Source organism: Chryseobacterium sp. WG14 (genome assembly GCF_024586945.1).
Taxonomy (GTDB): Bacteria; Bacteroidota; Bacteroidia; order Flavobacteriales; family Weeksellaceae; genus Chryseobacterium.
Genome location: NZ_JALCZD010000011.1, coordinates 40,059 through 63,111, shown reverse-complemented (window position 1 = coordinate 63,111; position 23,053 = coordinate 40,059). Strand labels below are relative to the sequence as shown.

General features: G+C 35.3%; 28 protein-coding genes. 4 read left to right on the top strand and 24 right to left on the bottom strand.

The features are described from left to right. The first annotated feature begins 585 nt into the window (after nt 1–585). The gene (locus MP478_RS17060) at nt 586–1,467 is read left to right on the top strand and encodes a cupin-like domain-containing protein (RefSeq protein ID WP_257201135.1); all 882 of its coding nucleotides are present in this window, start codon (nt 586–588) and stop codon (nt 1,465–1,467) included. Nucleotides 1,468–1,519: 52 nt separating this feature from the next. Here the strand turns inward: MP478_RS17060 and MP478_RS17055 are convergent, their stop codons facing one another. The 18 genes from MP478_RS17055 to MP478_RS16970 all read right to left on the bottom strand — a co-directional run bounded on the left by MP478_RS17055 (nt 1,520) and on the right by MP478_RS16970 (nt 15,178). After that, a complete protein-coding gene (locus MP478_RS17055) occupies nt 1,520–2,302 on the bottom strand; it encodes a T9SS-dependent choice-of-anchor J family protein (protein WP_257201134.1) in 783 nt (260 codons plus the stop codon). Nucleotides 2,303–2,436: 134 nt separating this feature from the next. Continuing rightward, nucleotides 2,437–4,161: a hypothetical protein gene (locus MP478_RS17050; protein WP_257201133.1), complete on the bottom strand. Its 1,725-nt coding sequence runs from the start codon at nt 4,159–4,161 to the stop codon at nt 2,437–2,439. A gap of 180 nt (nt 4,162–4,341) precedes the next feature. Next, the gene (locus MP478_RS17045) at nt 4,342–5,073 is read right to left on the bottom strand and encodes a metallophosphoesterase (RefSeq protein ID WP_257201132.1); all 732 of its coding nucleotides are present in this window, start codon (nt 5,071–5,073) and stop codon (nt 4,342–4,344) included. Between the two features lie 2 nt (nt 5,074–5,075). Further along, a complete protein-coding gene (locus tag MP478_RS17040; protein WP_257201131.1) occupies nt 5,076–5,618 on the bottom strand; it encodes an RNA 2'-phosphotransferase in 543 nt (180 codons plus the stop codon). A gap of 12 nt (nt 5,619–5,630) precedes the next feature. After that, on the bottom strand, nt 5,631–6,110 hold the full coding sequence (locus tag MP478_RS17035) for a hypothetical protein (protein WP_257201130.1): 480 nt from the start codon (nt 6,108–6,110) through the stop codon (nt 5,631–5,633). Continuing rightward, nucleotides 6,107–7,054, bottom strand: coding sequence for an ADP-ribosylglycohydrolase family protein (locus tag MP478_RS17030; protein ID WP_257201129.1), 948 nt, complete (start codon nt 7,052–7,054; stop codon nt 6,107–6,109). The genes MP478_RS17035 and MP478_RS17030 overlap by 4 nt, the downstream gene beginning before the upstream one ends. Next, nucleotides 7,054–7,740 carry an NAD-dependent deacylase gene (locus MP478_RS17025; RefSeq protein ID WP_257201128.1) on the bottom strand — a complete coding sequence of 229 codons (687 nt, stop codon included), beginning with the start codon at nt 7,738–7,740 and terminating at the stop codon, nt 7,054–7,056. Before MP478_RS17025 ends, MP478_RS17030 begins: the two co-directional genes overlap by 1 nt. A gap of 4 nt (nt 7,741–7,744) precedes the next feature. Then, nucleotides 7,745–8,251: an O-acetyl-ADP-ribose deacetylase gene (locus MP478_RS17020; protein ID WP_257189506.1), complete on the bottom strand. Its 507-nt coding sequence runs from the start codon at nt 8,249–8,251 to the stop codon at nt 7,745–7,747. 30 nt (nt 8,252–8,281) lie between these two features. Further along, nucleotides 8,282–8,917 carry a DUF4291 domain-containing protein gene (locus tag MP478_RS17015; RefSeq protein ID WP_257201127.1) on the bottom strand — a complete coding sequence of 212 codons (636 nt, stop codon included), beginning with the start codon at nt 8,915–8,917 and terminating at the stop codon, nt 8,282–8,284. Between the two features lie 120 nt (nt 8,918–9,037). Beyond that, complete coding sequence (locus MP478_RS17010; protein ID WP_257189504.1) at nt 9,038–9,448, bottom strand: ADP-ribosylation/crystallin J1; 411 nt, start codon at nt 9,446–9,448, stop codon at nt 9,038–9,040. Nucleotides 9,449–9,459: 11 nt separating this feature from the next. Next, a complete protein-coding gene (locus MP478_RS17005; RefSeq protein WP_257201126.1) occupies nt 9,460–10,056 on the bottom strand; it encodes a DUF4291 domain-containing protein in 597 nt (198 codons plus the stop codon). A gap of 3 nt (nt 10,057–10,059) precedes the next feature. Continuing rightward, entirely contained in the window at nt 10,060–10,530 is a 471-nt protein-coding gene (locus MP478_RS17000) for a macro domain-containing protein (RefSeq protein WP_257201125.1), read from the bottom strand. A 73-nt stretch (nt 10,531–10,603) separates the two neighbouring features. Beyond that, entirely contained in the window at nt 10,604–11,680 is a 1,077-nt protein-coding gene (locus MP478_RS16995) for an adenylosuccinate synthetase (RefSeq protein ID WP_257201124.1), read from the bottom strand. 73 nt (nt 11,681–11,753) lie between these two features. Then, on the bottom strand, nt 11,754–12,608 hold the full coding sequence (locus MP478_RS16990) for a hypothetical protein (protein ID WP_257201123.1): 855 nt from the start codon (nt 12,606–12,608) through the stop codon (nt 11,754–11,756). Between the two features lie 2 nt (nt 12,609–12,610). Beyond that, on the bottom strand, nt 12,611–12,946 hold the full coding sequence (locus tag MP478_RS16985; protein ID WP_230033075.1) for a hypothetical protein: 336 nt from the start codon (nt 12,944–12,946) through the stop codon (nt 12,611–12,613). Nucleotides 12,947–13,015: 69 nt separating this feature from the next. Beyond that, the gene (locus MP478_RS16980; RefSeq protein WP_257201122.1) at nt 13,016–13,561 is read right to left on the bottom strand and encodes a 2OG-Fe(II) oxygenase; all 546 of its coding nucleotides are present in this window, start codon (nt 13,559–13,561) and stop codon (nt 13,016–13,018) included. 31 nt (nt 13,562–13,592) lie between these two features. Further along, a complete protein-coding gene (locus MP478_RS16975; RefSeq protein ID WP_257201121.1) occupies nt 13,593–14,135 on the bottom strand; it encodes an NADAR family protein in 543 nt (180 codons plus the stop codon). A 347-nt stretch (nt 14,136–14,482) separates the two neighbouring features. Continuing rightward, nucleotides 14,483–15,178, bottom strand: coding sequence for an NUDIX hydrolase (locus MP478_RS16970; protein ID WP_257201120.1), 696 nt, complete (start codon nt 15,176–15,178; stop codon nt 14,483–14,485). A gap of 119 nt (nt 15,179–15,297) precedes the next feature. Between MP478_RS16970 and MP478_RS16965 the strand changes: the two genes are divergently transcribed. Continuing rightward, complete coding sequence (locus tag MP478_RS16965) at nt 15,298–15,942, top strand: DUF1579 domain-containing protein (RefSeq protein ID WP_257201119.1); 645 nt, start codon at nt 15,298–15,300, stop codon at nt 15,940–15,942. A gap of 34 nt (nt 15,943–15,976) precedes the next feature. Here the strand turns inward: MP478_RS16965 and dinD are convergent, their stop codons facing one another. The 6 genes from dinD to MP478_RS16935 all read right to left on the bottom strand — a co-directional run bounded on the left by dinD (nt 15,977) and on the right by MP478_RS16935 (nt 21,592). After that, nucleotides 15,977–16,780: a DNA damage-inducible protein D gene (gene dinD / locus MP478_RS16960; RefSeq protein WP_306592796.1), complete on the bottom strand. Its 804-nt coding sequence runs from the start codon at nt 16,778–16,780 to the stop codon at nt 15,977–15,979. A 141-nt stretch (nt 16,781–16,921) separates the two neighbouring features. Beyond that, nucleotides 16,922–18,718 carry a translation elongation factor 4 gene (gene lepA, locus MP478_RS16955; RefSeq protein ID WP_047489911.1) on the bottom strand — a complete coding sequence of 599 codons (1,797 nt, stop codon included), beginning with the start codon at nt 18,716–18,718 and terminating at the stop codon, nt 16,922–16,924. Nucleotides 18,719–18,845: 127 nt separating this feature from the next. After that, entirely contained in the window at nt 18,846–19,871 is a 1,026-nt protein-coding gene (locus MP478_RS16950) for a hypothetical protein (RefSeq protein WP_257201118.1), read from the bottom strand. 103 nt (nt 19,872–19,974) lie between these two features. Beyond that, nucleotides 19,975–20,481, bottom strand: a complete 507-nt coding sequence (locus tag MP478_RS16945; protein ID WP_230033097.1) for a hypothetical protein — start codon at nt 20,479–20,481, stop codon at nt 19,975–19,977. Nucleotides 20,482–20,486: 5 nt separating this feature from the next. Further along, the gene (locus MP478_RS16940) at nt 20,487–21,023 is read right to left on the bottom strand and encodes a hypothetical protein (protein WP_257201117.1); all 537 of its coding nucleotides are present in this window, start codon (nt 21,021–21,023) and stop codon (nt 20,487–20,489) included. Between the two features lie 17 nt (nt 21,024–21,040). Beyond that, complete coding sequence (locus tag MP478_RS16935; protein ID WP_047489920.1) at nt 21,041–21,592, bottom strand: RNA polymerase sigma factor; 552 nt, start codon at nt 21,590–21,592, stop codon at nt 21,041–21,043. Between the two features lie 202 nt (nt 21,593–21,794). Here MP478_RS16935 and MP478_RS16930 point away from each other — a divergent pair, with 202 nt between their 5' ends. Both MP478_RS16930 and MP478_RS16925 read left to right on the top strand, forming a co-directional pair. Beyond that, a complete protein-coding gene (locus MP478_RS16930; RefSeq protein WP_257201116.1) occupies nt 21,795–22,544 on the top strand; it encodes a Rossmann-like and DUF2520 domain-containing protein in 750 nt (249 codons plus the stop codon). Beyond that, a complete protein-coding gene (locus MP478_RS16925) occupies nt 22,534–23,052 on the top strand; it encodes an HAD family hydrolase (protein ID WP_230033100.1) in 519 nt (172 codons plus the stop codon). The genes MP478_RS16930 and MP478_RS16925 overlap by 11 nt, the downstream gene beginning before the upstream one ends. Nucleotide 23,053 lies beyond the last annotated feature (1 nt).

Here is a 23,053-nt window from a genome sequence, read left to right as displayed (position 1 = left end):
AAAGTTAAATCCATATCACTACAAATATAGTTATATTTTAACAAGATAAATACCTTTGCATTTAAAAATCCAGATATTCATGGATAAGAATGCTGAAGCAAAAAATGCCCTATTCTTAAAACCACATTATCAAATGGATAGAAAAAGAGATAAGCCAACCACAGATTATAAATATTTCAATAATACATCCATTTAATTTTTGGATTAATAAATTTATACTCTTATTCATATTTGAATATTAAAAGTAAATTATAATTTCTATTATCATAATTAAAATAATATTATTACAAAATTTGAAATATTTTATTAATATTTATATCATTTTGTTTGTAAGATAAAAGAGATATATTAGATGTAGGAATGAACTCTTATTCATTTTATTTGTATTTTATTGCCCTGTGATTATTTATAGGACAATTTATTTATGTCTTTTGAAAAGAGTTTAATAAAAAGGTATTAAATGGCATTTTGCTATTTTTATTTAGTCTAAACAGCTGAAAATAATTTCAATCATAGATAAAAAAAATTTTCTTAGTCTTCTCATTATACTTTAATTTAATAATTTTGTAATATAAAATTTACATAATGGGAATAAATTTAAAGCCTATAGATATTGTAGATGACATTTCCAAAGAGGAATTCTACGAAAAGTATCTAAAGCCAAGAAGGCCCGTTGTCATCAAGAATATGGCAAAAAAATGGCCGGCGTACCAAAAATGGACGATGGAATATATGAAGGAGGTTGTAGGAGACGTGGAAGTTCCGCTATATGACAGTTCAAAAGCAGATCCTTCTGCCCCAATCAATTCTTCCGCCGCAAAGATGAAGTTTGGAGACTATATAGATCTTATTCAGAGGGAACCTACCGACCTTAGAATTTTCCTTTTTGATCCGATAAAATTTGCCCCTAACCTTCTTGAAGATTATATTTCACCTAAAGAACTAATGGGTGGTTTTTTAGATAAATATCCCAATATGTTTTTTGGAGGTAAAGGTTCTGAAACCTTTCTTCATTTCGATATTGATATGGCCCATATTTTCCATACTCACTTTAATGGAAGGAAACACATTCTTCTTTTCGATTATAAATGGAAAGAAAGGCTATACCAAATTCCGTATGCAACTTATGCCCTGGAAGATTATGATATTGAAAATCCGGACTTCACCAAATTTCCGGCACTGGAGGGCGTAGAAGGTATTGAATGTTTCCTGGAGCATGGGGATACACTCTTTATGCCTACAGGATGGTGGCATTGGATGAAATATCTGGACGGAAGTTTCTCTATTTCATTAAGAGCATGGGACAAATCATGGGCTGTAAAGGCACATTCTTTATGGAATCTTACGGTACAGCGTAAATTTGATGATATCATGAAGTCCAATTTCAAAAAAGAATATATGGACTGGAAAGAAAAGTTAGCCGTTAAAAGAGCAGAACTGGCCTTACAAAGAGGTCTTCCAAAATAAAAAAAAGACGTTTCTGGCTGAAACGTCTTTTTTATTTTTAATAAAAGTAAGATTACTTCTTAATAATTTTATAGCTTTTTTCAGCCACTCCTTCTTTAATTTTCAATATATAATTTCCTGTTGCTAGATCATTAACATATAGTCTTGCATTTTCGGAATTTACAGTTTCATTTTTGAGCAATTTCCCGGTAAAATCATATATGCCTACTTCAGACATTTTATTTTTATTACTAATGTTTAAAACATCTTTTACAGGATTTGGATAGATAGATGCTTTGTTTAAATTTACTTCCGAAATTCCTAGATTATTGGTGGAAATTTCAAAATCATCTATCCCAATATACCAGATATTCGTTGTAGAAGAATAAAAAGCAATATAAATTGTTTGCCCAACATAAGGGGTCAAATCATAAGTATACTGTTGCCAGGTAGTAGGCGGTTTTACTGAGGCTGCTAAAGTATCTGTAAAGGCAGCGGCCGTAGGATCCGTTGTCGATATTTTGATATCAATAGTCTCTGCAAGTGAGGCACCTTTGTTTTTTGCCCAAAAAGAAAGTTTGTCTGACACTCCTGTTACCACCAGAATAGCAGGACTAATAGCATAATCATCATGTGCTGTACTTCCATATTTCAACCCTAAGAAATGTGTTCCTGAATATGGAGCAAATGCAGATGGAGAAGAAGCATTCGCTGTAATCCAGGTTTCAGAGTCGCCTCCGTTTATTATGGTCCAATCTGCCGGCATGGTAGCCGAATCAAAACTTTGGGAGTACTGTGCTGACATCCCTAAAGGTATAAGACAACACATGGCTAATAATTGATAAATTTGTTTCATTGTTTTTTATTTATATATCAATTCAAATTTAAACAATATTTATCTTTAAACTAAAAAACAAAACAAAATCCTATAAATTAACCAAAAATGTTGAAAATTAGTCAAATAATAAACTATATCATTGAAAATTTAATTTATTCAATCCTAAATATAGGATACTGTCTGAATGTTTTTTCTTCAAAGTAAGGTGAATGTCTATAGACCCAGTCTAACTGCATTTCACCATCTTCAGAAAGCTTTTTATCTGATAATTTTGCCTTGTCAAAGACGTCTTTCAGATTTTTATCTTTCTTTAACAGCTCTGCAGCCGTATCTTCAAATATATAGGCTGAATAGTATTCTTTCTGAGCTAAGATTCCATCAAAAAAATTCCAGTTGAAAAACGAGTCTAACGCCTCAGGTTCAAGGGTTTCAATAACATACTTCACACCAGGCTGATTGGTAGAAACTAAATAATCACCTTTAGAAAAAGTATGTTTTTTCTCTGCTGCTTTTACAGTCGTTTCATAGTGAAGATAATGTCCTTCGTAAGGATTTTTAACTGTTTTAAAATCTTTAATCTTATAAGACTCTACTGCTATAGTACTATCTTTCTGAAGCGGCTTCATCTGAATTCCATTTCTTTTAAATTCCTCAATGACTCTATATTGAGCCTGTGGAATCACATAATACCTGGGAATTGTAATGTAACCGGTAGGAACTGCCGTGGTAAACAGCTTTATATTCTTTGTAAAAGGTTTGTTCCTGTCATAATACAGTCTTGGTTTCCCAGAAATTTCGCTGGGTTTATATTTTCCTTCATACCCTTTAAAATCCATGGTAGAAAACTTTGTAGAATCTATTTTCCAACGGATTCCATATGGTTTGCCTGCCCGATACTGCTTCAGGTTTTCCAAACGAAGTTGTTTTATTTTACTATAATCCTTATCCAGGTTCTCCAGATTAACCAGCATATACTTGTAAGTGGCATCTACCCTTTTGTCATACGGCTTCAGCATATGGGTTTCAGGAACTGTTCCCAATGAATTGAACAAAGAGGTATACCCCGTTGAGTATCTCGGGGAGTCTTCAAAAGAAGCAAAGCCCACCTCCGGAACATCCCCGTGAATATTCACATAAGGGGTGCTTTCATAGCCTAACTTTTTCATCTCATTAAGGTTTTTAGCCTGATAATCATTGTAAAAATAGGTTCCGAGGGTATTTCCCAGGCGCTCTTTAAAAGTAGAAATATAGGTAAATGTATATTGATAGTCTGCTCCGTTACTCACATGATTATCGATAAATACATCCGGTTTCAGCCACTGGTAGATTTCCTGAAAGCTTCTTGCATTTTTAGAATCTGCCTTGATAAAGTCTCTATTAAGGTCATAGTTTCTTGCATTTCCTCTAAAGCCATACTGTTCCGGGCCATTCTGATTGGCTCTGGAATAAGAGCCTCTGTTCAGCATTCCACTAATGTTATAGGCAGAAATAGCGGCAATGATAAAATTTTGTGGTGTTTTAATTTTCTTTGTTGCCAAATCACGCATCAGCATCATCGTAGCATCTATTCCATCCGGTTCTCCGGGATGAATTCCGTTATTGACAAAAAGAATTGCTTTATCTTTTCTCAGTTTTTCAACATCTTTTTCAGCAAAAGGATTGTATACCACGACATAAATAGGTTTTCCATTGTCATCTTCTCCTTTTTTAAGATATTGAATGGTGTTAAAATTCTTCGCCAGATCCTGATAATAGGTATTCATTTCGTCATAGGTAACCGTCTGATTTCCATTTCCTTTTTCAAAAGGAGTCTGAAAAGATTTCTGGGCAAAGACTAAGCTGGAACTTAAGGTGAGTAAAAGGTATTTCAGTTTCATTGATATTTTATTTTCCGGCCTAAAATTAGTTAAATATGATTATGGCAGAAAAGCAAAATAGTAAAAAGGCAAAAATGACCCTGTTGATTAAGTAAAAACAGCCATAAAAAATTAAAACCTCATACTTTTTGTATACCTGTGAGGTTAGATTGCAGACAACATCTTATTCATCTTTTAATTTTATACGTTTCTTCCTTTTTCATCAGGATATAGCAATGGAAGCGGATCACTTTGCCAGCATTCTTTAGTTTCAATATCCATAACAGATAGGGCACCTGTAAAAGCGGCTCCGGTATCCATATTCCATATATTGGCTTTATTGACAGGTGTTTTACTTCCAATATAAAGTGTTGGAGTATGTCCTATAAATATTTCATGATATAAAAGCAGTCTTTTAGGATAGAGCTCTGAGTTTTTTGACAGTTTTTTATCCATTGCTGCCGCAGTCTCCCACAGGGTTCTGTCCCATCTGTAATTGCTGGAATACACTTCCTTTTCGGGCCCGTGCATAGAAGAATATCCTGCATGAATAAACAGACGGTTTCGACTATCCACATGGTAATTTTTCATTTCCCGAAAGAAATCAAGATGAATTTTTTTATCCTGGTGAGAAAAGTCTGCGTAGCTTTCTACGGTACTTTGTCCGCCATTGAAAAGCCAGACCTCTGGTCCGGTTCCCGCAGAAAGCCAGTCTTCAGCCCAGGCATCATGGTTCCCTTTGATAAAAATACATTTCTGCTTTTTCGAAAGCTCAATTAAAAACTGGATAATCTGTGAAGATTCGCTCCATCCGTCAACATAATCACCCAGAAAGATCAGCTGATCATCATCCATGACTTCTGCCCTTTCAAAAACCTGCTGTAATGCTTTAAGCCCTCCGTGGATATCCCCTATCACTAATGTTCTTCCCATTTTTATTTTGAAATGTATTTTGCCTCTACAAAATCTGTCAGCCAGACTCCATTAGCCGAAAGATAAAAAAATAATCCGTCTTCATGCATTTTTCCGGTTCTGATGGTGAGAATAACAGGTTTTCCGTGTCGCATTCCTACCTTTATAGCGGTCTCTTTATCAGCACTTAAATGAACATGCTGACGGCTTCTTTTTTCTATCCCTTTATCTAAAATGGAGGAAATATTGCCTTCCGCCGTACCATGGTATAAAAAGTCAGGAGGCTGACGGGTTTCCAATGCAAGATCTATATCAATAGAATGCCCCTGACTTGCTCTGATCATGGTTTTATCCTCGTTAAAGGCAAACCTTTTTTTATTATTGGTTTCTACTACCTCATCTAATTCTTCGGGTGTAAAATATATTCTTTTTTTTGCCGATTTTTCTCTCAGCTCACCTATGTGAGCCCATCCGTTTTCATCAAGTTGCAAACCAATGCTTTCCGGCTGATGCCTCAAAATAAGGCTTAAAAATTTACTTATTTTTTTCTTTTCTATTTCGTTCATAGGTATGTTTCATTAACAATTATAAAATTCCGGAGCAAAGGCTACTTTTACTCCTAAAGTTCCGGAGATTTTAGCCGCATATGTATCAAAATTGCAAGTGTTTGAAGCGATGGAAAGTATCAAATATTTACTGTTAGGTAAGCAAACTGAAAAATAAGACTCACCAGGCCCTCTTCCTGGCAGTATGTTTTGAATTTCAAATCCTTTCACATCACGCAAAGGGATTATTAAGCTTTTCTCATTATTTGAAAAACCAAGCAAATTATTTCTTTCATCAACCCAAAGCAAAGTATTGTTATTTAAGAGCTTTAATATTTCATCCGGTGTTTGAAATGAATAATCCTTGGAATAATTAACACGGTTACTTCCAATCTCTACAAATTTGTCTATTTCAACTTTCCACTTGTATTCTTTCAAGAGTTCTTCTGAGGTAATTATCTGATTATCTTGTCCGGAGAAGAATTTTGACAGTATTTTTAGCAAGGCTTTCATTTCTTTATAGAATATTTGTTTTCTAATTTTTCACATACTTTTTCTATATCATCTTTCCTTACCAGCTCATCAATCCATTCTTGGGGTATATTTTCAAATCCATAATAAATACCTGCCAATCCTCCTGTAATTGCTCCTGTCGTATCTGTATCTTCTCCCAGATTCACCGCTTTCAAAACAGCTTCTGAATAATTTTCCGAATTAAAAAAACACCATAAAGAGGCTTCCAGACTGTGTAGCACATAGCCACTTCCTCTGATTTCATCTTCGGAATAACCTGAAATATCATTTTTCAAAATTCTTTGGAAGAGTTCAGTCTCACTTGGGTTAAAACATTGTAATTCTGCATATTCCAAAACCATCTTTTGCATATACTTATAGGCTTCTGCTTTGTTTTTCCCTTTTATTAACTGAATCGCAAGGATTACATAGATAAAACAAGCAAAAACAGATCTAAAATGGCCATGCGTAATGGTTGAAACTTCCCTTACGGTCTTATATAACCTCTGAGTATCATCTTCATTTTCCAGATAAAAAGCTAAAGGAAGAATTCTCATTAAAGAACCATTCCCATTATCTTCTTCAAAAATATTTCCTGAAAATCTGGCACTCTCTCCTTTGATTAGCCTTGCAATCGCTTCCCGTGTAGTTCCTCCAATATCGAAAAGTCTTCCGTGGGCTGTACAGTGTCCGTATTTCACCCATTTTACAAAACTTTGCCCGATCTTTTCCAGATCATAGCCTTTTGTAAGCACCTCAGCAAGACAGAGCGTTAATGAACTATCATCACTCCAGGTTCCTTTGGGTTGATTATGCGAGCCAAATTCCTGCATTTCTTTAACAGGAAACCGTTTCAAATATTCTCTGTTTTTAAATTCTACCGGAACTCCTAAAGCATCTCCAATACAAACACCGAAAATTCCGGCTTTAACTGCATTTTTCATCAGGCAAGATTAACCAGTTTATCAAACAATAGTTTCATTCCCTGTGTGGCCGTTTCCTTCATAACCACTGCTCTTTTTCCATATCCGAATTCTGTTTCATTAGGGTTGATAACAATTAGAAGGCAATTGTCGCTAATCTCATGAATCAGCCCGGCAGCAGGATATACCTGTAGAGAAGTTCCGATTACCAGTAAGATATCTGATTCTTTTACGATTTCTTTTGCTGTCTGATATAAAGGAACATCTTCCCCGAACCAAACGATAAAGGGTCTTAGCTGAGCTCCATCTTCTGCTTTGTCTCCCATATTGATGTCTCCTTTTTGTTCATAAATCAGGCCTTTATTGTTGCATGAACATGATTTGAACAATTCTCCATGGATATGAAGGATATTGGAAGATCCTGCTCTTTCATGAAGATCGTCAATATTCTGGGTAATAATCTGTACCTCAAAATGTTTTTCCAGCTCTGCCAGCAGCTTATGGGCTTCATTAGGCTGTACCTCATGAAGCTGGCGTCTTCTCTGGTTGTAGAATTCTAATACCAGAGCCCTGTCTTTTCGCCATCCTTCCGGACTGGCCACATCGGTTACATTATGATTTTCCCAGAGACCATCTCCGTCTCTGAAGGTTTTTATTCCGCTTTCGGCACTGATTCCCGCTCCGCTTAATATGGTTAGTTTTTTCATTATTTTAGTCTAATAGCTTTTTGTAAATCATCTCATTTTCGTCATCAAAACAGACAAAAATAATTTTTTCTATGGTCTCTGACTGAAATTTTCTAGCCTCATGTACAGCAATTTCTCCCGCCAATTCTTTGGGAAACCTATAAATTCCCGTGCTGATATTAGGAAAAGCTATTGTTTTCACTCCAAGGTTTTCTGCCAGCTGTAAAGAATTGATATAGCAATTCGATAGCAGTTTTGAGCATTTCTCTGCATCATCATTCCAAACCGGGCCTACAGTGTGAATAACATATTTTGCAGGAAGATTTCCTGCAGTAGTTACCACCGCTTCTCCAGTATTACATTTGCCCTGCCTGTTTCTTATCGCTCTGCATTCTTCCAGAATTTGTGGTCCTCCAGCACGATGAATGGCTCCATCTACGCCTCCACCTCCCAATAAAGAAGAATTAGCTGCATTGACAATGACATCGGCATTAATTTTTGTGATGTCTTCTCTTATAACTTCAATTTTCATAAAAAAGTTTTTTCAAAGTAGGTGTAATCATTACTTTAAATTAAGCTTCCTGTTTAGAACCTCATCATCAAATAATAATGGTTTTTCTTCAGGAATGACAAGCTGATCTACATCATCATTCAGGACAAACTGATACTGTTTCTGAACAAAATCAGAGATATTTTCAATTAAAATAATATCTTCTTTTGCAAAAGAATGGATATGTTCATTTCTTAAACCAATTTGTATAGCTCTCCTTTCCAGTTTGTTTCCAAAAGGATCATGATCCGGATCCCACTGAAGTCTTACAGATGATTCTTTTACCTGTTTCTGCCACACTTCTCTGGATATTCCAAGATCATCATTGTAGCTAGAAACAATAGAATTTTCAAGGTATTTTTTGAATGCATCTAACTTTAAATGTATGGCTAATACACATTCCTGTCCTTCTTTTGTTCCCCAGCCATTACGATACATCATCCAAAGGAAATTAGGTTTTATCCAGGTCATTCTTTCCAAACTGAATCCACCACCAAAATATTGATTTTTAACCGCAAATTCTCCTATTGCTCTTTTATAGGACTGATAGACTACAATTTTCTCATCATCATATTGTGCCATGATGTGATGTCCTTTTTGAGGCCAATCTGGTAGCTGTTCTTTATATTTTTTTAATGTAAGTTTCATTGTATTTCTTCAAATGGCTTCAGCATCTCTTCTTTCTTGTCAGCACTGCAAAAGCCACTCTTTTAAATTTATTTTTATATTTCCCCTGGAGACATTTTCTGATTAATGAACTCCTGATGATTATTTTAAGACATTTACCAAGCTGTTTATTTCAATATTTACAGATCCTTTAAAATCATTCCCCACAAACACTTTTATTACTTCAATTTTCCCAATAATTGCCTGGTTAAATTCTTCCAGCCCTTCAGAAGGAACCCAAAGTTCATTATGATTTTTTGCGCCTACATTTTGTGCAGGATATTGCTTTGCTACCTCTTCTGATACGTAAAATTGGGTTACAAAGCCAAGATAATTACCAAATTCATCTCTTGTGTTCCATTTTTCAGCAATTTCTGAAGCGTAGCTTTCATCAAGAACTGGATAGAAAATGGGCTGCCATTCCAATCTTGGAGGGAATTTTTTATATCCGGTTTCCATAATGAGAATCATTTCTTTTTCTCCCACCGGTCTGTAAAGGCTTGTTGTTTTCACTATTTCTTTTTTTACATCATTGATCCTATTGTATGAGCAAGCTCAGCAGATACAGGATACGTTTTTTCTACCGGCAATATCTTTTTTGCCTTATCATATTCTCCTGCTTTTGTAAACTCCAATATCTTTTTTACCAACGGCGTGTAATCTTCTATTTTTACAATCCAATCTTCATTAAATTCTTCTATCAAATGGCGGCTAATACCTACCTGTATTGAACGATAGTCTAATTTACTTCCTTTAATATTCCTTTCCGGATCCCACTGTACATACACTTCGGCGTTGCTAAACTCTTTTTCCCAATTTTCAGGATTGGAATAGACTCTCTTTTCAGGAGAGGTTAAAACAGCCATACGCAAAGCTTTTTCCCAGGATTCTCTTTTGATATGTATTGCCAGAGTACATTCCTGATTGGATTTCTGTCCATAATTGCTGCGTTCCATCATCCAGAGAAAAGAAGGCTTAATCCATGTCATCCTGCTGAATGAAAAAGGAGCGCTAAACTTCTGATGTTCTACTGCTGCTTTTGCAATGGCTTTATTATAAGCCTGATATACAACAATAGTATCACGGGTATAATCTGCTCTTATTTCAAATTCTTTCATCATTAATTAATCAAAATCATAGACATACACTTCAACATTCTTATTCAGTAAGGTTCTTTCGATGATAGGTTCTATCTGTTCCCATTTTCCGCCAGCCAAACCACATCCAATTCTCGGCATATGTACTGAAGCATTTCTTTGCAAAGCTTCATAGGTAAGCTTCAATAGACATTCCTCTGCTGCCATATATCTGATAGGTGGAACCTCTGAATGCGTAATAATCTTATGCTGAGCAATCATATTGCAAACCCAGACATCTTCTTCCGTCCGAACCATCTGAATTTCTCCCAAGGTAAAATTTTCTTTGCTTCTAAACCATTCTCTGTATTCTTTTTCCGGATGTTTCCATCTTTTTGATACAGCTGTGACAAAACCTTTTCCCCAGCCTCCTATATCATTACATATATGGGCAATTATTTTATTTCCTTCAGTATTGGGAACAGTTGCATCTCCTTTTATATATTGTATTGTTTTCATGTGTATCTTTTTATGTTGCCTGTTCCTTTCCTAAAAATAAAATTAATGTCTCTATTATCTGCTGATTCTTTCTTTAAGCGTCAGAAAACTTTTTGAAATCCTGTGAATATGGGGAATAGGAACCATACACAGTGTCAAAATCAATATTCAGATTTTCAGGTTTAAACTTTTCATCTATCTGATCCAGACAGGTTACTACAAGATTCTTTTTTGTTGCTTCCACATGGGCTCCGTCTAATTTCAAAGCATAGTTTAAAAGGTCATAATCTAACCCGCCAAATCGAAGCCCTTTCTGATACTCATTAAAGGTACAGGTTTCCTCTTCATTATTTCTCAGGATCATCTCCTTTTCATTACTCATCCAGCCATTTCCATGTCTTGTTGCATAGCTTCTGGTCACATAATACATTTCTATATTTTCAATTTTCTGCAGTTTACAGATTTCATATGCGTTTTTTGAGGTGGTATTGGCATACGTTACATTAGGAAATACACCATGATTCATATCCAGCAGGACTCCCTGGCTTCCTTCAAAAATAAGGTTATCAAACGATTTTAAAAAATGATAATCATCTATTTTCCAGTCTATCTGATCAATGGCTTCTAAAAAAAATTTCAACTGCTCTTCTATTTCATTTTCATCCATAAGACCGTAGTAATAAGCAATACCTTTCAGCTTTTCTATCAGCATTTCTTTGGGGGCAATCAGGTCAATGGCAAATAGTTTATAAGGGCTTTCATTCCTTTTCATGGTAGCTCCTACTCCTTTTCCGCAGGTTCCGTGCTCCAGATTCTTTATATTAGTTCTGTTTTTCCAGACATCAAAAGGCGTAGTTACCTTCGCTAATGGATGAATATGAAGCTCTGTATTTCCATTTTTTGCTTTTAACTCTTCCCTTTCATTGAATAAAAATAGAGGATGAATCGTGCAATGTTCCGTAAAATAAGAAGGTAATCCCCGAAGTGCTCCGCTTGCAAAACTGGAATGAACATGTTTCCTGTCATCAATCATCACTGTATGAGCGGCCTGTTGTCCTCCTGAAAACCGGATCACCACTGAATCCGGGCTTTGGCAAGCCAGAAAATCTGTTGTTATTCCTTTTCCTTCATCACCAAACCCTAATCCTATCACTATTTGTGCCTTTTTCATATGTAGATTTTTTATTGTTCTAGAGCATTTACCATTGCCACCTATGCCTCTCTGAAAATGTAAGTTTCCTCGCTTAAAGCATTTGAATATGATCTAATCCTTCCTGCCCTTCTGTTCCAAAAGTTTTGTTTTTACATTGGTCGCAGATAATTTTTTTAATTACGTCAGGAATATCTCTGTGATCTTCTATGGATATACAGTTTTTGCCTAATAACTCCTTCCAGCCTCTGTCTGCTCTTATGGCCTGATCGGAATGTAAAACACTGATGTGGTATACTTCGTATCGTTTTTTAGCTTCCTCCAACAGTTCATCATGAGTATAGGTTTGTTGTCCTGAACCCATAATTTCTCTGATGGCTGATGCCGGAAGTACCTTTAAACAGGGTTCATCTCCTACGGTAAACAACAGCCCTTTCTGCTTTCTTTTTTCAAAGGCATCTGTTCTGGTGTGAAATGCTGCAAAATACCATGCTAAAAGATAGCTTTCTCCTCCATTTCCGCCACCTCCGGATTCAATATAAGTACGGGTAAGCCACATATCCAATTCTTCATCCCCGGATTCAAACTGCCCCACCTGTAACGGGTAGCTGTCGCATTCGTGATCTCCGATTCCTAAGAACAGTAAGGCCGGATCCGGCACGCCTCCCTGGATAATGCCTCCCATCAGCTTGGGTAATCCTTCTTTGATCAGTTCATGAGGAATATGTCCCATACTTCCTGTAACATCTAATCCTAAAATAATCGGGACCGAGTTAGGATGAACCTCAGAATCTCTGGATTCCCTGAAAGAAACACCTTGAGGATTCATAGATGGGTGAGCCTGTCTTTTTGTATTCTGAGTGAAAATCTCACTTGCGGATTTTATTCCGTATCCTGCCTTACTGGCTCTATCGTAACGAGCATCTATATCGTATCTTGTACTTCCCATAATTAAAATGTTTTTCCGAATAAATATTCAAATCTCTTTTGACTTACTTCGAGCTGGATATTTAAATTTCTGATTGTTAATGATAATTCTATGTCTTTCTGAACAAAGTCTTCGGTGTTGAAATCTGCAAAAGTTAAACTGTTCCTGTCTAAAGGGCTGATATCAATAAGTCCTTCCTGTTCACGCTCGAGTCTCTTTATTTTTAACTCGATATCCTCTACCTTGCGCCTGTAGATCAATTCTGAATCTTCTCCGATCGTTCGCGCACGGTCTTCTCTGATCTGATCATTGTTTCTTTGTAATGATTCGATAAATCTTGGTTTTAGCTCATCTTCCATAATCATTCTTTTGTGTTGTTATTACGCTAATTAAAAAGAGCATAGTTATGCTGCATTCCTGCATTCATTTTAACAGGAATACATTATATCAGTTCTTAAAACATATTTTAATCCGCTTATCAGTGTTCTTCCTTCGTGTCTTAAGGGATGGTAAAAGATTAAGGCAGTCCCTTTTTTAGGAGCTACCGTGAAAAGGTTTTCAAATTCTGTTTCTCCCCCTTCAAAATCATCGTTCAGATAGATTAAAAAGGTATAGAAACTTTTCTCTTTTTCATTTCTGATATAACTTCCGTCACGGTGCATTTTAAATTGCTGGCCTGGAGAATACTTATAAACCCTGAACATCTCATTAAAATTCAGAAGTTTGTAATTTTCATGTTGCTGCGGAAGAAATTCAGCTGCTTTTTTAAAAAGATCCTCTGCCAGATTATTATCAAAAATCATCAGCCTGTCATTGTTTCTGATCCCTTTGCTCATCAGTTGGCGTCCACCGACATTGATTTTGGCTTCTTCAAAATTTTTTCCTTGTGATAAAGCGATGTATTGGTCACATTCGGCTTCCGTAAGAAAGTCTTCAATTAAAAATATCTGTGGATGTAGGTCTGTTTTTTCCATAGTTAGTATTTTGTGACTGGTTATTGTGTTTTTACCCTCTTAATTCATCCCGTACTTCCATCAAGACAAAACCTAAAAGGTTTTCTCCTTTCCATAATAAAGGATTTTCTGCTCTTGAGTCTGTTTCCAGCATCCCGATTCCCCAAATGGTATCATAAGGGCTGGCTTCTACAAGAATCTTATCGTTGGTTGATAAAAGAAAGTCTTTATATTTCTTGTTCTGTGAAAATTTTAAAAGATTTCCCTGTTTTACAATCTCGTATTTATGTTCATCCCAACGTTTCGGATCAAAATTCTTTACTTTTCTTCCCAGGCTTTTAACCTGGTTGGGCGTGGATGCCTGCACTATTTTTTCTAAAGTTTCGGGATCATTGAATAACCTTGCTTTACCAGCCATCATATAATGTTCTGCTGTTTTATAAACAATACCGTTTTCTTCAAACTTTCCTGCAAACCATTGGCTAAAGCATGACTTGGTGACCTCATCTTTAACCGTATGTCCCCAGAAAAACAAAAACTTTATCCTTTCTTTTTTCTGAAATCTGTCTTTAATAATTTGTATAGTGTATTTCATGATTGCGTTATTATTACACAAATGTAAGTGAATTCCAATTTATACACCAAATTTATTTGTGTTGTTTTTACACTAATAAATATAAAATACTGATTATCAGTGATAAAATTTTAATTAATAAACACTACTGCCACAAATATTTTACGCAAACGACAGGTGTCTGTTGGGTTTAGGCTAAAGCCGATGGAATGCTGGTATATAAAAAAACGGGCTAAAGCCCGTTTCAATTGAATATCTTCTGAATATCTTTGCTTATACAATAGATTTTAGTGTAGTTTTAATAACACATTGAGTAAGTGCATTTGTGATTATTAGTGTAAAATATTGTCTGATTTGTGGTTAAAAAACTATTTGATTTCAAAATAAAATCCCTGCTCCTCCAGTTTTTTGTATTTTTCCTGATTGAAGGTAAAGAGCTTTCCAGGTCTTCCGCTGCCTTCTTTTTTAACGTTATTGGTTTCATTAAGCAAACCATAGCTCATAATTTTTTTACGAAAATTTCGGCGGTCAATTTCCTGTCCTACAATGGTTTTATAAAGGTTTTCAAGGTCTGAAAAAGGAAATTCCTCATTGAGAAGATTAAATCCAACCGGCTGATACTGGATTTTGGTACGAAGTCTCTTTAATGCTGTATCAATAATTGTTTTATGATCGAAAGCTACAGAAGGGAGCTTGTGGACACTGAACCATTGTGCATCGTCAGCATCAGAATCAGCAAACAACTCATGATAAGAAGGGTTCACGAGCCCCAAATAAGCCACGGAAACCACTCTATTCCTCGGATCACGCCCAACATTACCAAATGTATAGAGTTGTTCCAAAAAATCGGGCTTTATACCTGCTTCTTCGTGCAGTTCTCTCTTTACCGCATCATCCAGGTTCTCATCATCCAATACAAGGCCTCCGGGAAGTGCCCATCCGCCTTTAAAGGGTTCTATGTTTCTTTTGATTAAAAGAATCTGAAGGTCTTTTTTATCAAAATAGCCAAAGATAACAGCATCTACAGCCACTTTTATATCCTGTAATTTTTTGGGAGATTCCATAAATTAATTTGCGTTACGAATACACAAAGTTACAATTTATCATAACAATAAAAAAATTACATATAATAAAAGTTACTATCTTTAAGTTATTACTATAACCAACTTAAAATTAAATAATTATGAAAAATTTACTAACAGTTCTTTCTATGGCTTTTTTAATGACAGCCTGCGAGAAAGGAAAAACAACAGCAGCCGGCAATGCTGACAAAACGGATTCCACCGCCGCAAAATCCGAATGGAAACCTGTAGATTCTGCTACAGCAACCAAAGCGTGGATGGAATTTGCTACTCCGGGAGAAATGCATAAAATGCTGGCAAAATTTGATGGAAACTGGACCGGTGCTACCAGCATGTGGATGGATGAAAGCGGAAAAGCAGCCACCAGCACTTCTGAATGCACTAATAAAATGATCTTTGAGGGACGTTATCAGGTAAGCAATTATAAAGGAAATTTTATGGGAATGCCTTTTGAAGGGATGAGCATTATGGGATATGATAATGCCAGGAAAAAATTTGTAAGCACCTGGATTGACAATATGGGAACAGGATTAATGCATGCCGAGGGAGACTGGAATCCTGCTAAAAAATCTATTGATTTTAAAGGTAAAATGACGGACCCCAGCCAGCCTGGAAAAGAATGTGACGTAAGAGAAGTCTATACCTTTACCGATGATAATAACCATACACTGGAAATGTACGGTCCCAATCCTAAAACAGGAAAGGAAATGAAAACAATGGAAATAAAATTCACCCGCAAGAAATAAAACAAAATCTGCTTCGTTTGAAGCAGATTTTGTTTTATTTCTTAAAAGGCTTTTTAGTTTGTTTCAAAACTTTCTTTTCATCTCCGTCTAATTTTCTCTGCAATTTTCTGACATCCTCCGCAGAAGGTAAATTTTCAGGAATTATTCCTCTGTTAGTAAGCATATTCCTAACAGCAACATTATTATCTATATGTTCTTCTTCAATTTTTGATTGTCCTTTTAGATCTTTACTTTGAACATTCAATCCTGTCATTTCTGCAGCTAAATCTTTAGCTTTAATACTAATAGTAGGTAAAAAATCAGCAACTGGCCTATTTTCAGGAATACCCATTTTTTTCTTTAGCATTTGGGTGTTTAACCGGAAAAGCGCTTGATCTCCTTTACTTCTTATAATAGCAAATCCCTGGCTATCAACTCCTCTCTCATATAAAACTCCTGAAAGTTGTTTTTCGGTTTGACTTAATTTTTCACGGGCTTTGATTCTTTCATACTCCAATAATCTTTGCTCTACTAATTCTGCTCTTCTTGTTTGAACTGCAAAATAATTTTGTGCAAAAGAAATCTCTTGTTTTCTACTATCCCCATTCTGTGCGATTAAATAACATCCGTACCTTGTTAATAGAATATCATCTATCTCTTTTTCAGCTCCTTTCGGCATCTGTATCGTTTTCCTGATATCAGGAAAATGATACTCGATTAGCTCCCCAACATTTTTGCAAGCATCTTTTGCTTTTATAATTACTTTTTCAAAGTTTTCCCATTTACTATATCCTAACAAAATTTGTAAATCCCTTGCACTCCAGCATTCTATTCCCTCTAGTTCAGGAGGCTTCTTCAAATTTATAGAATAAGTTTTTTATTTCTTCTGATTTCATTCAACAATATGTTTTTATAAAAATACAAAAAAAATCCTGTAGCTTTCTAAAGCGCTAAAATCAAAGGCAATAAAAAACCGCTTCGAACGAAGCGGTTTATATTTTTAATCATTAAGCTTTAATACAGCCATGAATGCAGACTGTGGTACTTCTACCCTTCCAATCTGTTTCATTTTTTTCTTACCTTCCTTCTGTTTTTCCAAAAGCTTTCTCTTTCTGGAAATATCTCCTCCATAACATTTCGCGGTAACGTCTTTTCTTAATGCCTTGATTGTTTCTCTGGCAATAACTTTCGCTCCCAATGCTGCCTGAACTGCAATATCAAACTGCTGTCTAGGGATCAGTTCACGAAGTTTTTCACACATCTTTTTACCAATATAATAGGCATTACTCTCATGAATCAGTGAAGAAAGGGCATCTACCATATCTCCATTGATCAGAATATCCATTTTAACCAGTTTGGAAGAACGCATTCCTATTGGTGAATAATCAAATGAAGCATATCCTTTGGAAATAGATTTAAGACGGTCATAGAAGTCGAAAACAACTTCAGCCAAAGGCATATTGAATGTTAATTCTACCCTGTCTGCCGTTAAATAACTTTGGTTAACAATCTCTCCTCTTTTTTCAATACAAAGCGTCATAACCGCACCTACGAAATCGGATTTAGTAATAATGGAAGCTTTTATATAAGGCTCTTCAACTCTATCCAAAAGATTGGGATCAATCATTTCAGACGGATTGTTGATTAAAATTGCGGTTTCAGGTTCTCTTTTAGAATATCCATGGTATGAAACATTGGGTACCGTAGTAATAACATTCATATCAAATTCTCTGTCAAGACGTTCCTGTACAATTTCCATGTGAAGCATTCCTAAGAATCCGCAACGGAAACCAAAACCAAGTGCTGCAGAACTTTCAGGTTCAAAAACCAAAGAGGCATCATTTAATCTTAATTTTTCCAATGAGAATCTTAGTTCCTCAAAATCTTCAGATTCAATAGGATAAATGCCGGCAAAAACCATTGGCTTTACTTCCTCAAAACCATCGATGGCAGCTTCTGCAGGATTCACAAAAGAGGTAATGGTATCACCCACTTTAACTTCTCTTGCATCTTTAATTCCGGAAATAATATATCCTACGTCACCACATTCAATAGTTTTTTTCGGAACTTGTTTTAGTTTCAAAGTTCCTACTTCATCAGCACCATATTCTTTTCCTGTAGCAAAAAATTTAATTTTTTCGTTTTTAGAAATACTTCCGTTCACCACTTTGAAATAAGCCTCAATTCCTCTGAACGGGTTGTAAACAGAGTCAAAGATCAATGCCTGTAACGGAGCTTTAGGATCTCCAACCGGAGCAGGAATTCTATTCACAATCTGCTCAAGCAAATCATGAACTCCTTCTCCTGTTTTCCCTGAAACTCTAAGAACATCTTCATATTTGCACCCTAAAAGTCCCATAATTTCGTCGGTAACTTCTTCTGGGTTTGCAGATGGAAGATCTATTTTATTAAGAATTGGAATAATCTCCAAGTCATTTTCCAATGCTAAATATAAATTACTGATCGTTTGTGCCTGAATACTTTGGGCAGCATCCACAATAAGAAGGGCTCCTTCACAAGCAGCAATAGAACGGGAAACTTCATAAGAGAAGTCTACGTGTCCCGGTGTATCAATCAGGTTTAAAATATATTTTTCTCCTTTATATTCATAATCCATCTGGATCGCGTGAGACTTAATCGTAATCCCGCGTTCTTTCTCCAAATCCATATCATCCAGCGTCTGAGATTGTAGTTCTCTTTGAGTAACTGTATTCGTATACTCTAAAAGACGATCTGCCAAGGTACTTTTACCATGGTCGATATGAGCGATTATGCAAAAATTTCGTATGTTTTTCATTTAAGAATCTTGTAATTTGCAAAGATAAGAAAATGCAAGAGAATTTTATATTCTTAATTTTTTCTTTTAACTAAAACACAAATAATGGTAAAAAGAGAAGCAAAATTGTCTCTTCTTTTCCGATATGTTATTTAGTTTTACCAAAGTTTTCAGGGAAAATATAATCTCCTGTAAGCGTATCAATTCCTACTCTATAATACATTGCATTCTGTTTGCGGATCTTTGTGGCAGTAATATCTATTACAGCAACGACCAAACCTCCAATAATACCTCCAACTCCAGCCCCTGCATAAATAGCAGCATTAGACCTTGGAAAAATTTCCTCTTCGGATGCAGTTATAAAATAGCCTTCATCATCTTTCTCTATCTCAATAATACTTGTGGGTGTTTTTTTATAAGCAATTCCGTTATCGATGATTGCAAAAACATCTTTATTAAGATTATCATAACCATCAACTCTTTTCACTCCTTTAATCACGCCCTCTTTATTCTTCTTTACCGTAAGTTCTTTATCAGGTTTTTGTTCTGCAAATGATTTATAATCTCTATAGACTCCATCTGCAAAAGACTGGGAGCTATAAACAGGTAACTGCTCAGATATTATTTTTCCGTAGTTGTCAAGATCGGCCTCGGAAACAGGAATATTCAAACCACTTTCAGCATATGAATCTTTTACAATATTGGTTAATTCCGATGATATTTTGGCTGCTATAGCCCTTGTAATATAAGCATGATCTCTCTGTGGATAATCTTTTGAAATTTTAATTTTTTTTAAAAAGTAATATTTATTATTTCTTTTTAAAAAGGTAGACACCTGCATTTCAAGATGTCCTGCGACTGATCTTTCGCCCGGTATATCTTTAACTTTTAAATGTTCCAGTACAAGGAAGTATTCAGTCTTTCCCAGTTTTTTATTATTCTCTAAAAACCAATCTGAAAATAATTTTTCCAGGTCTTCTTTTTCAAATTTTACCTCGTAAGGCTCTTTCCTGTGTGAAACTATACCTATTGTTTTATCTTCTCTTCTGTCAAGCAACGTAAGAGATTGGGCGGCATGATTTCTATCTTTTATATTATTTCTAAGTTCTATAAACTGGTTTTTCTGACCGTATAACACTACTGAAAGCAATAAAAAGAAAAGTGTTTTTTTCATAATTGATGTTTTCGGTAAAAGTAGAATTTTTTAAAACATAAATTAAACGGCTCTCACAAAAAAAGATTTGTAAGAGCCGTCCAACATTAAAAAAAATAAACTATTATGGGGTCTGTTTAGGTCCTGGATTATTATTTCCGTGAGGTTTCCTTTCATTCATTTTATCTCTCATCATTCCTTCAGACTGAAACAGCTTTAAGACTTTTTGACAGGGAATTACCTGCTGCATTTTATCTGCGTATTTTTTTCTGTTATCCAATAGCTTCTGCCCTATTTCAAAGCTTTGCTGAAGTTTAACTTTGGCTTCTTCATCTGATAATGTTTCAGGATTAAAGCCAGGATCGAACTGTCCTTTTATCTGCTTCTGACTTTCCAGGTATTCATTATAAAGCTGGGTAAATTCTGCTTTATCATCCTGGTCAATATTCAGATTATCCATGATCATGTTGTTCCTGAACTTCTTAAGCAGTTCTTTCCTTTCTTCAGGAGAAAGATTGTTAATGACTTCCTTCCGTTGTTTTGGATCCATCTTTTTCCAGTCATAATCCGTCCTTTGAGCATTCAAGCCGAAACCATAAATAATAAAAAACGTCAATATTATCTTTTTCATCTTTATTAATTATATAAGTCCAAATAAACGTCTTGTGTCGAGTTACTAGCCAATTCTGCAATTTCAGAATTAGAAAACGAATCCAGGTAATCATTTATTTTGGTTTCGTCTTTTTTAGGCTTGGCTTTCACTGATTTTGGTGACGTTTCTGTTTTTTCTTTTTCGTTTTTTAAAGCATAGTTAACATTATCCGCCTGATTTACACTTGTTTGATTATTATTATCAGCAAAAGTTAAATCAGATTTTAATGTTTCATAAGCAAGTTCACTTTCTGTTTTGGGTTCTCCTTTATTAACTGCATAGGCAGCATCTGAAGTTAGCCCTTTTTCAGCGGAATCATTATCAGAATTTAAAACATAAGTCATTCCAAAAATTAAAGCTACTGATGCCGCGGCAGCGTACAGCCAGTTCAATTTAAAGATAGGCGCTTTTTTGCTTGTCTTTATATCATTCATAACATTCTCCTGAATGTTTTCAAACAAATGATCAGGGACTTTGTAAATATTTTTACGTTCTAATTTTTCTATGTCGAACTCTTTCATTTCTGTTTTTTCAAAAATTATCTTTCGTAATTTTCTTTAATAAATTCTTCTATTTTCTGCTTGGCATAATGATAATTTGTTTTTAACGTCCCTACAGACATATCTACAATCTTAGATATTTCTTCGTAAGGCAAATCATCATAATACCGCATCATAAATACCAGTTTCTGCTTTTCTGGCAGACTTTGTATAGCGTTCTGTAGCAGGATTTGTATTTCTTCGGCACTTCCTTCGGTATTGTCGGCGACAAGATTCTGCATATGATACTCTGCGTCTTCATCAGTTTTTTTCATTTTATTCATTTTGTTGACTTGTTGTAATGCTTCGTTGGTAGCAATTCTGTAAAGCCAAGTGTACAACTGACTGTCATTTTTGAACTGATGAAAATTCTGATAAGCTTTAATAAATGTTTCCTGCAAAGTATCCTGAGCAAGATCTCCATCCACGATAATTCTTCGAATGTGCCAATACAATCTGCTTTGATAAGCATCCATCAAGGCACGGACACCTTTTTCCTGGGTCCGTGGATTCTGCATCAACGAAATAATTTCCGCGTCCTTAATCTTCATAAGATGCTTTCACTGTTTTGGATTACAAAAGTAACTGAAAGTTAAATTACTTCTTCAATTTTAACCTTAAAAATCAAAATAATATGAAATTTTTTTGGGTACTAAGCTTTAGACTACACGCAATAAGTATGCCTATCCTTACTATCCGGTTTCCCCATCCCCTTTCTTTTTAGTACTCGGCTTAAAATCTTATATTTGTTATATGCAAATTGTAATTATCGGTTCCGGAAATGTTGCTTATCATATGGCAAAGGCTTTCAGTCTGAAAGGTATTCCTTTGGTCCAGATTTTTGGCAGAAACGAAAATGAATTAAAGAAAATAGCTGAAGAACTGAATCTTCCTTATTCTACAGAACATTTGAAGGATGCAGATCTGTATTTGATCTGTGTAAGTGATCATTCTGTAGAAGACGTTTCCAAGATCATCACTAAGAAAAACAGTCTGGTGGCCCATACTTCAGGATCCCTTCCTAAAGAAATCCTTTCAGGGGAATACCGGAAGGCCAGTTTTTATCCATTGCAGACTTTTTCAAAATCTAAAAATCTGGAATATGAAAAGATTCCGTTTTTTATAGAAACTGAAAATAAGGAGGATCAAAAACTTCTTTCTGATCTTGCTTCTGTGGTCTCCAAAAATGTAATGGAAAGCACCCATGAAAAAAGAAAATATATTCACCTGACAGCAGTTTTTGCCTGTAATTTTGTGAATCATCTTTTTTCAAGAGCCAAAGAAATTTCAGATTCTCAGGAGATTCCTTTTGATTATTTCTTGCCTTTAATTGATGAAACGGTCCAAAAAATCTACGAGATAGAGCCTAAAATGGCACAGACAGGCCCTGCGGTAAGAAATGATGTAAGAATTTTACAGCTGCACGAACAGCTATTAAAAGACGAAAGTCTTGAAATTTATAAAACAATGAATCATTCTATTCAAAAAATGTATGAGTTATAAAGAGAAATTAAAAGATATAAAAGCATTTGTATTTGATGTTGACGGTGTTTTTACAGATGGCAGTGTTTATCTTCTTCCCGGAGGGAATATGTGTAGGGTAATGAATGTGCTGGATGGTTATGCAGTCGTTAAAGCTTTAAAAAACAATTATTTAATTGGGGTCATCACCGGTGGAAATGATGAAATGGTAAAGCATAGAATCAATTATCTTGGAATTCAGGATTATTATCCGAAATCCCATAATAAATTATCTGATTTTGAAGATTTTAAAAAGAAATACAATCTTAAAAATGAGGAAATCCTGACTATGGGAGATGATCTTCCGGATATTCATATCATGGAAAACTCCGCGATAGCAGCATGTCCTGAAAATGCAGTTCCTGAAGTAAAAGGAATTTCCAGTTATATTTCCCCGCAAAAAGGGGGGAGTGGTGCTGTGCGAGACGTCATAGAGCAGGTAATGAAAGTTCAGGGAAACTGGCATGATGATAATACTCAATCTGTATAAT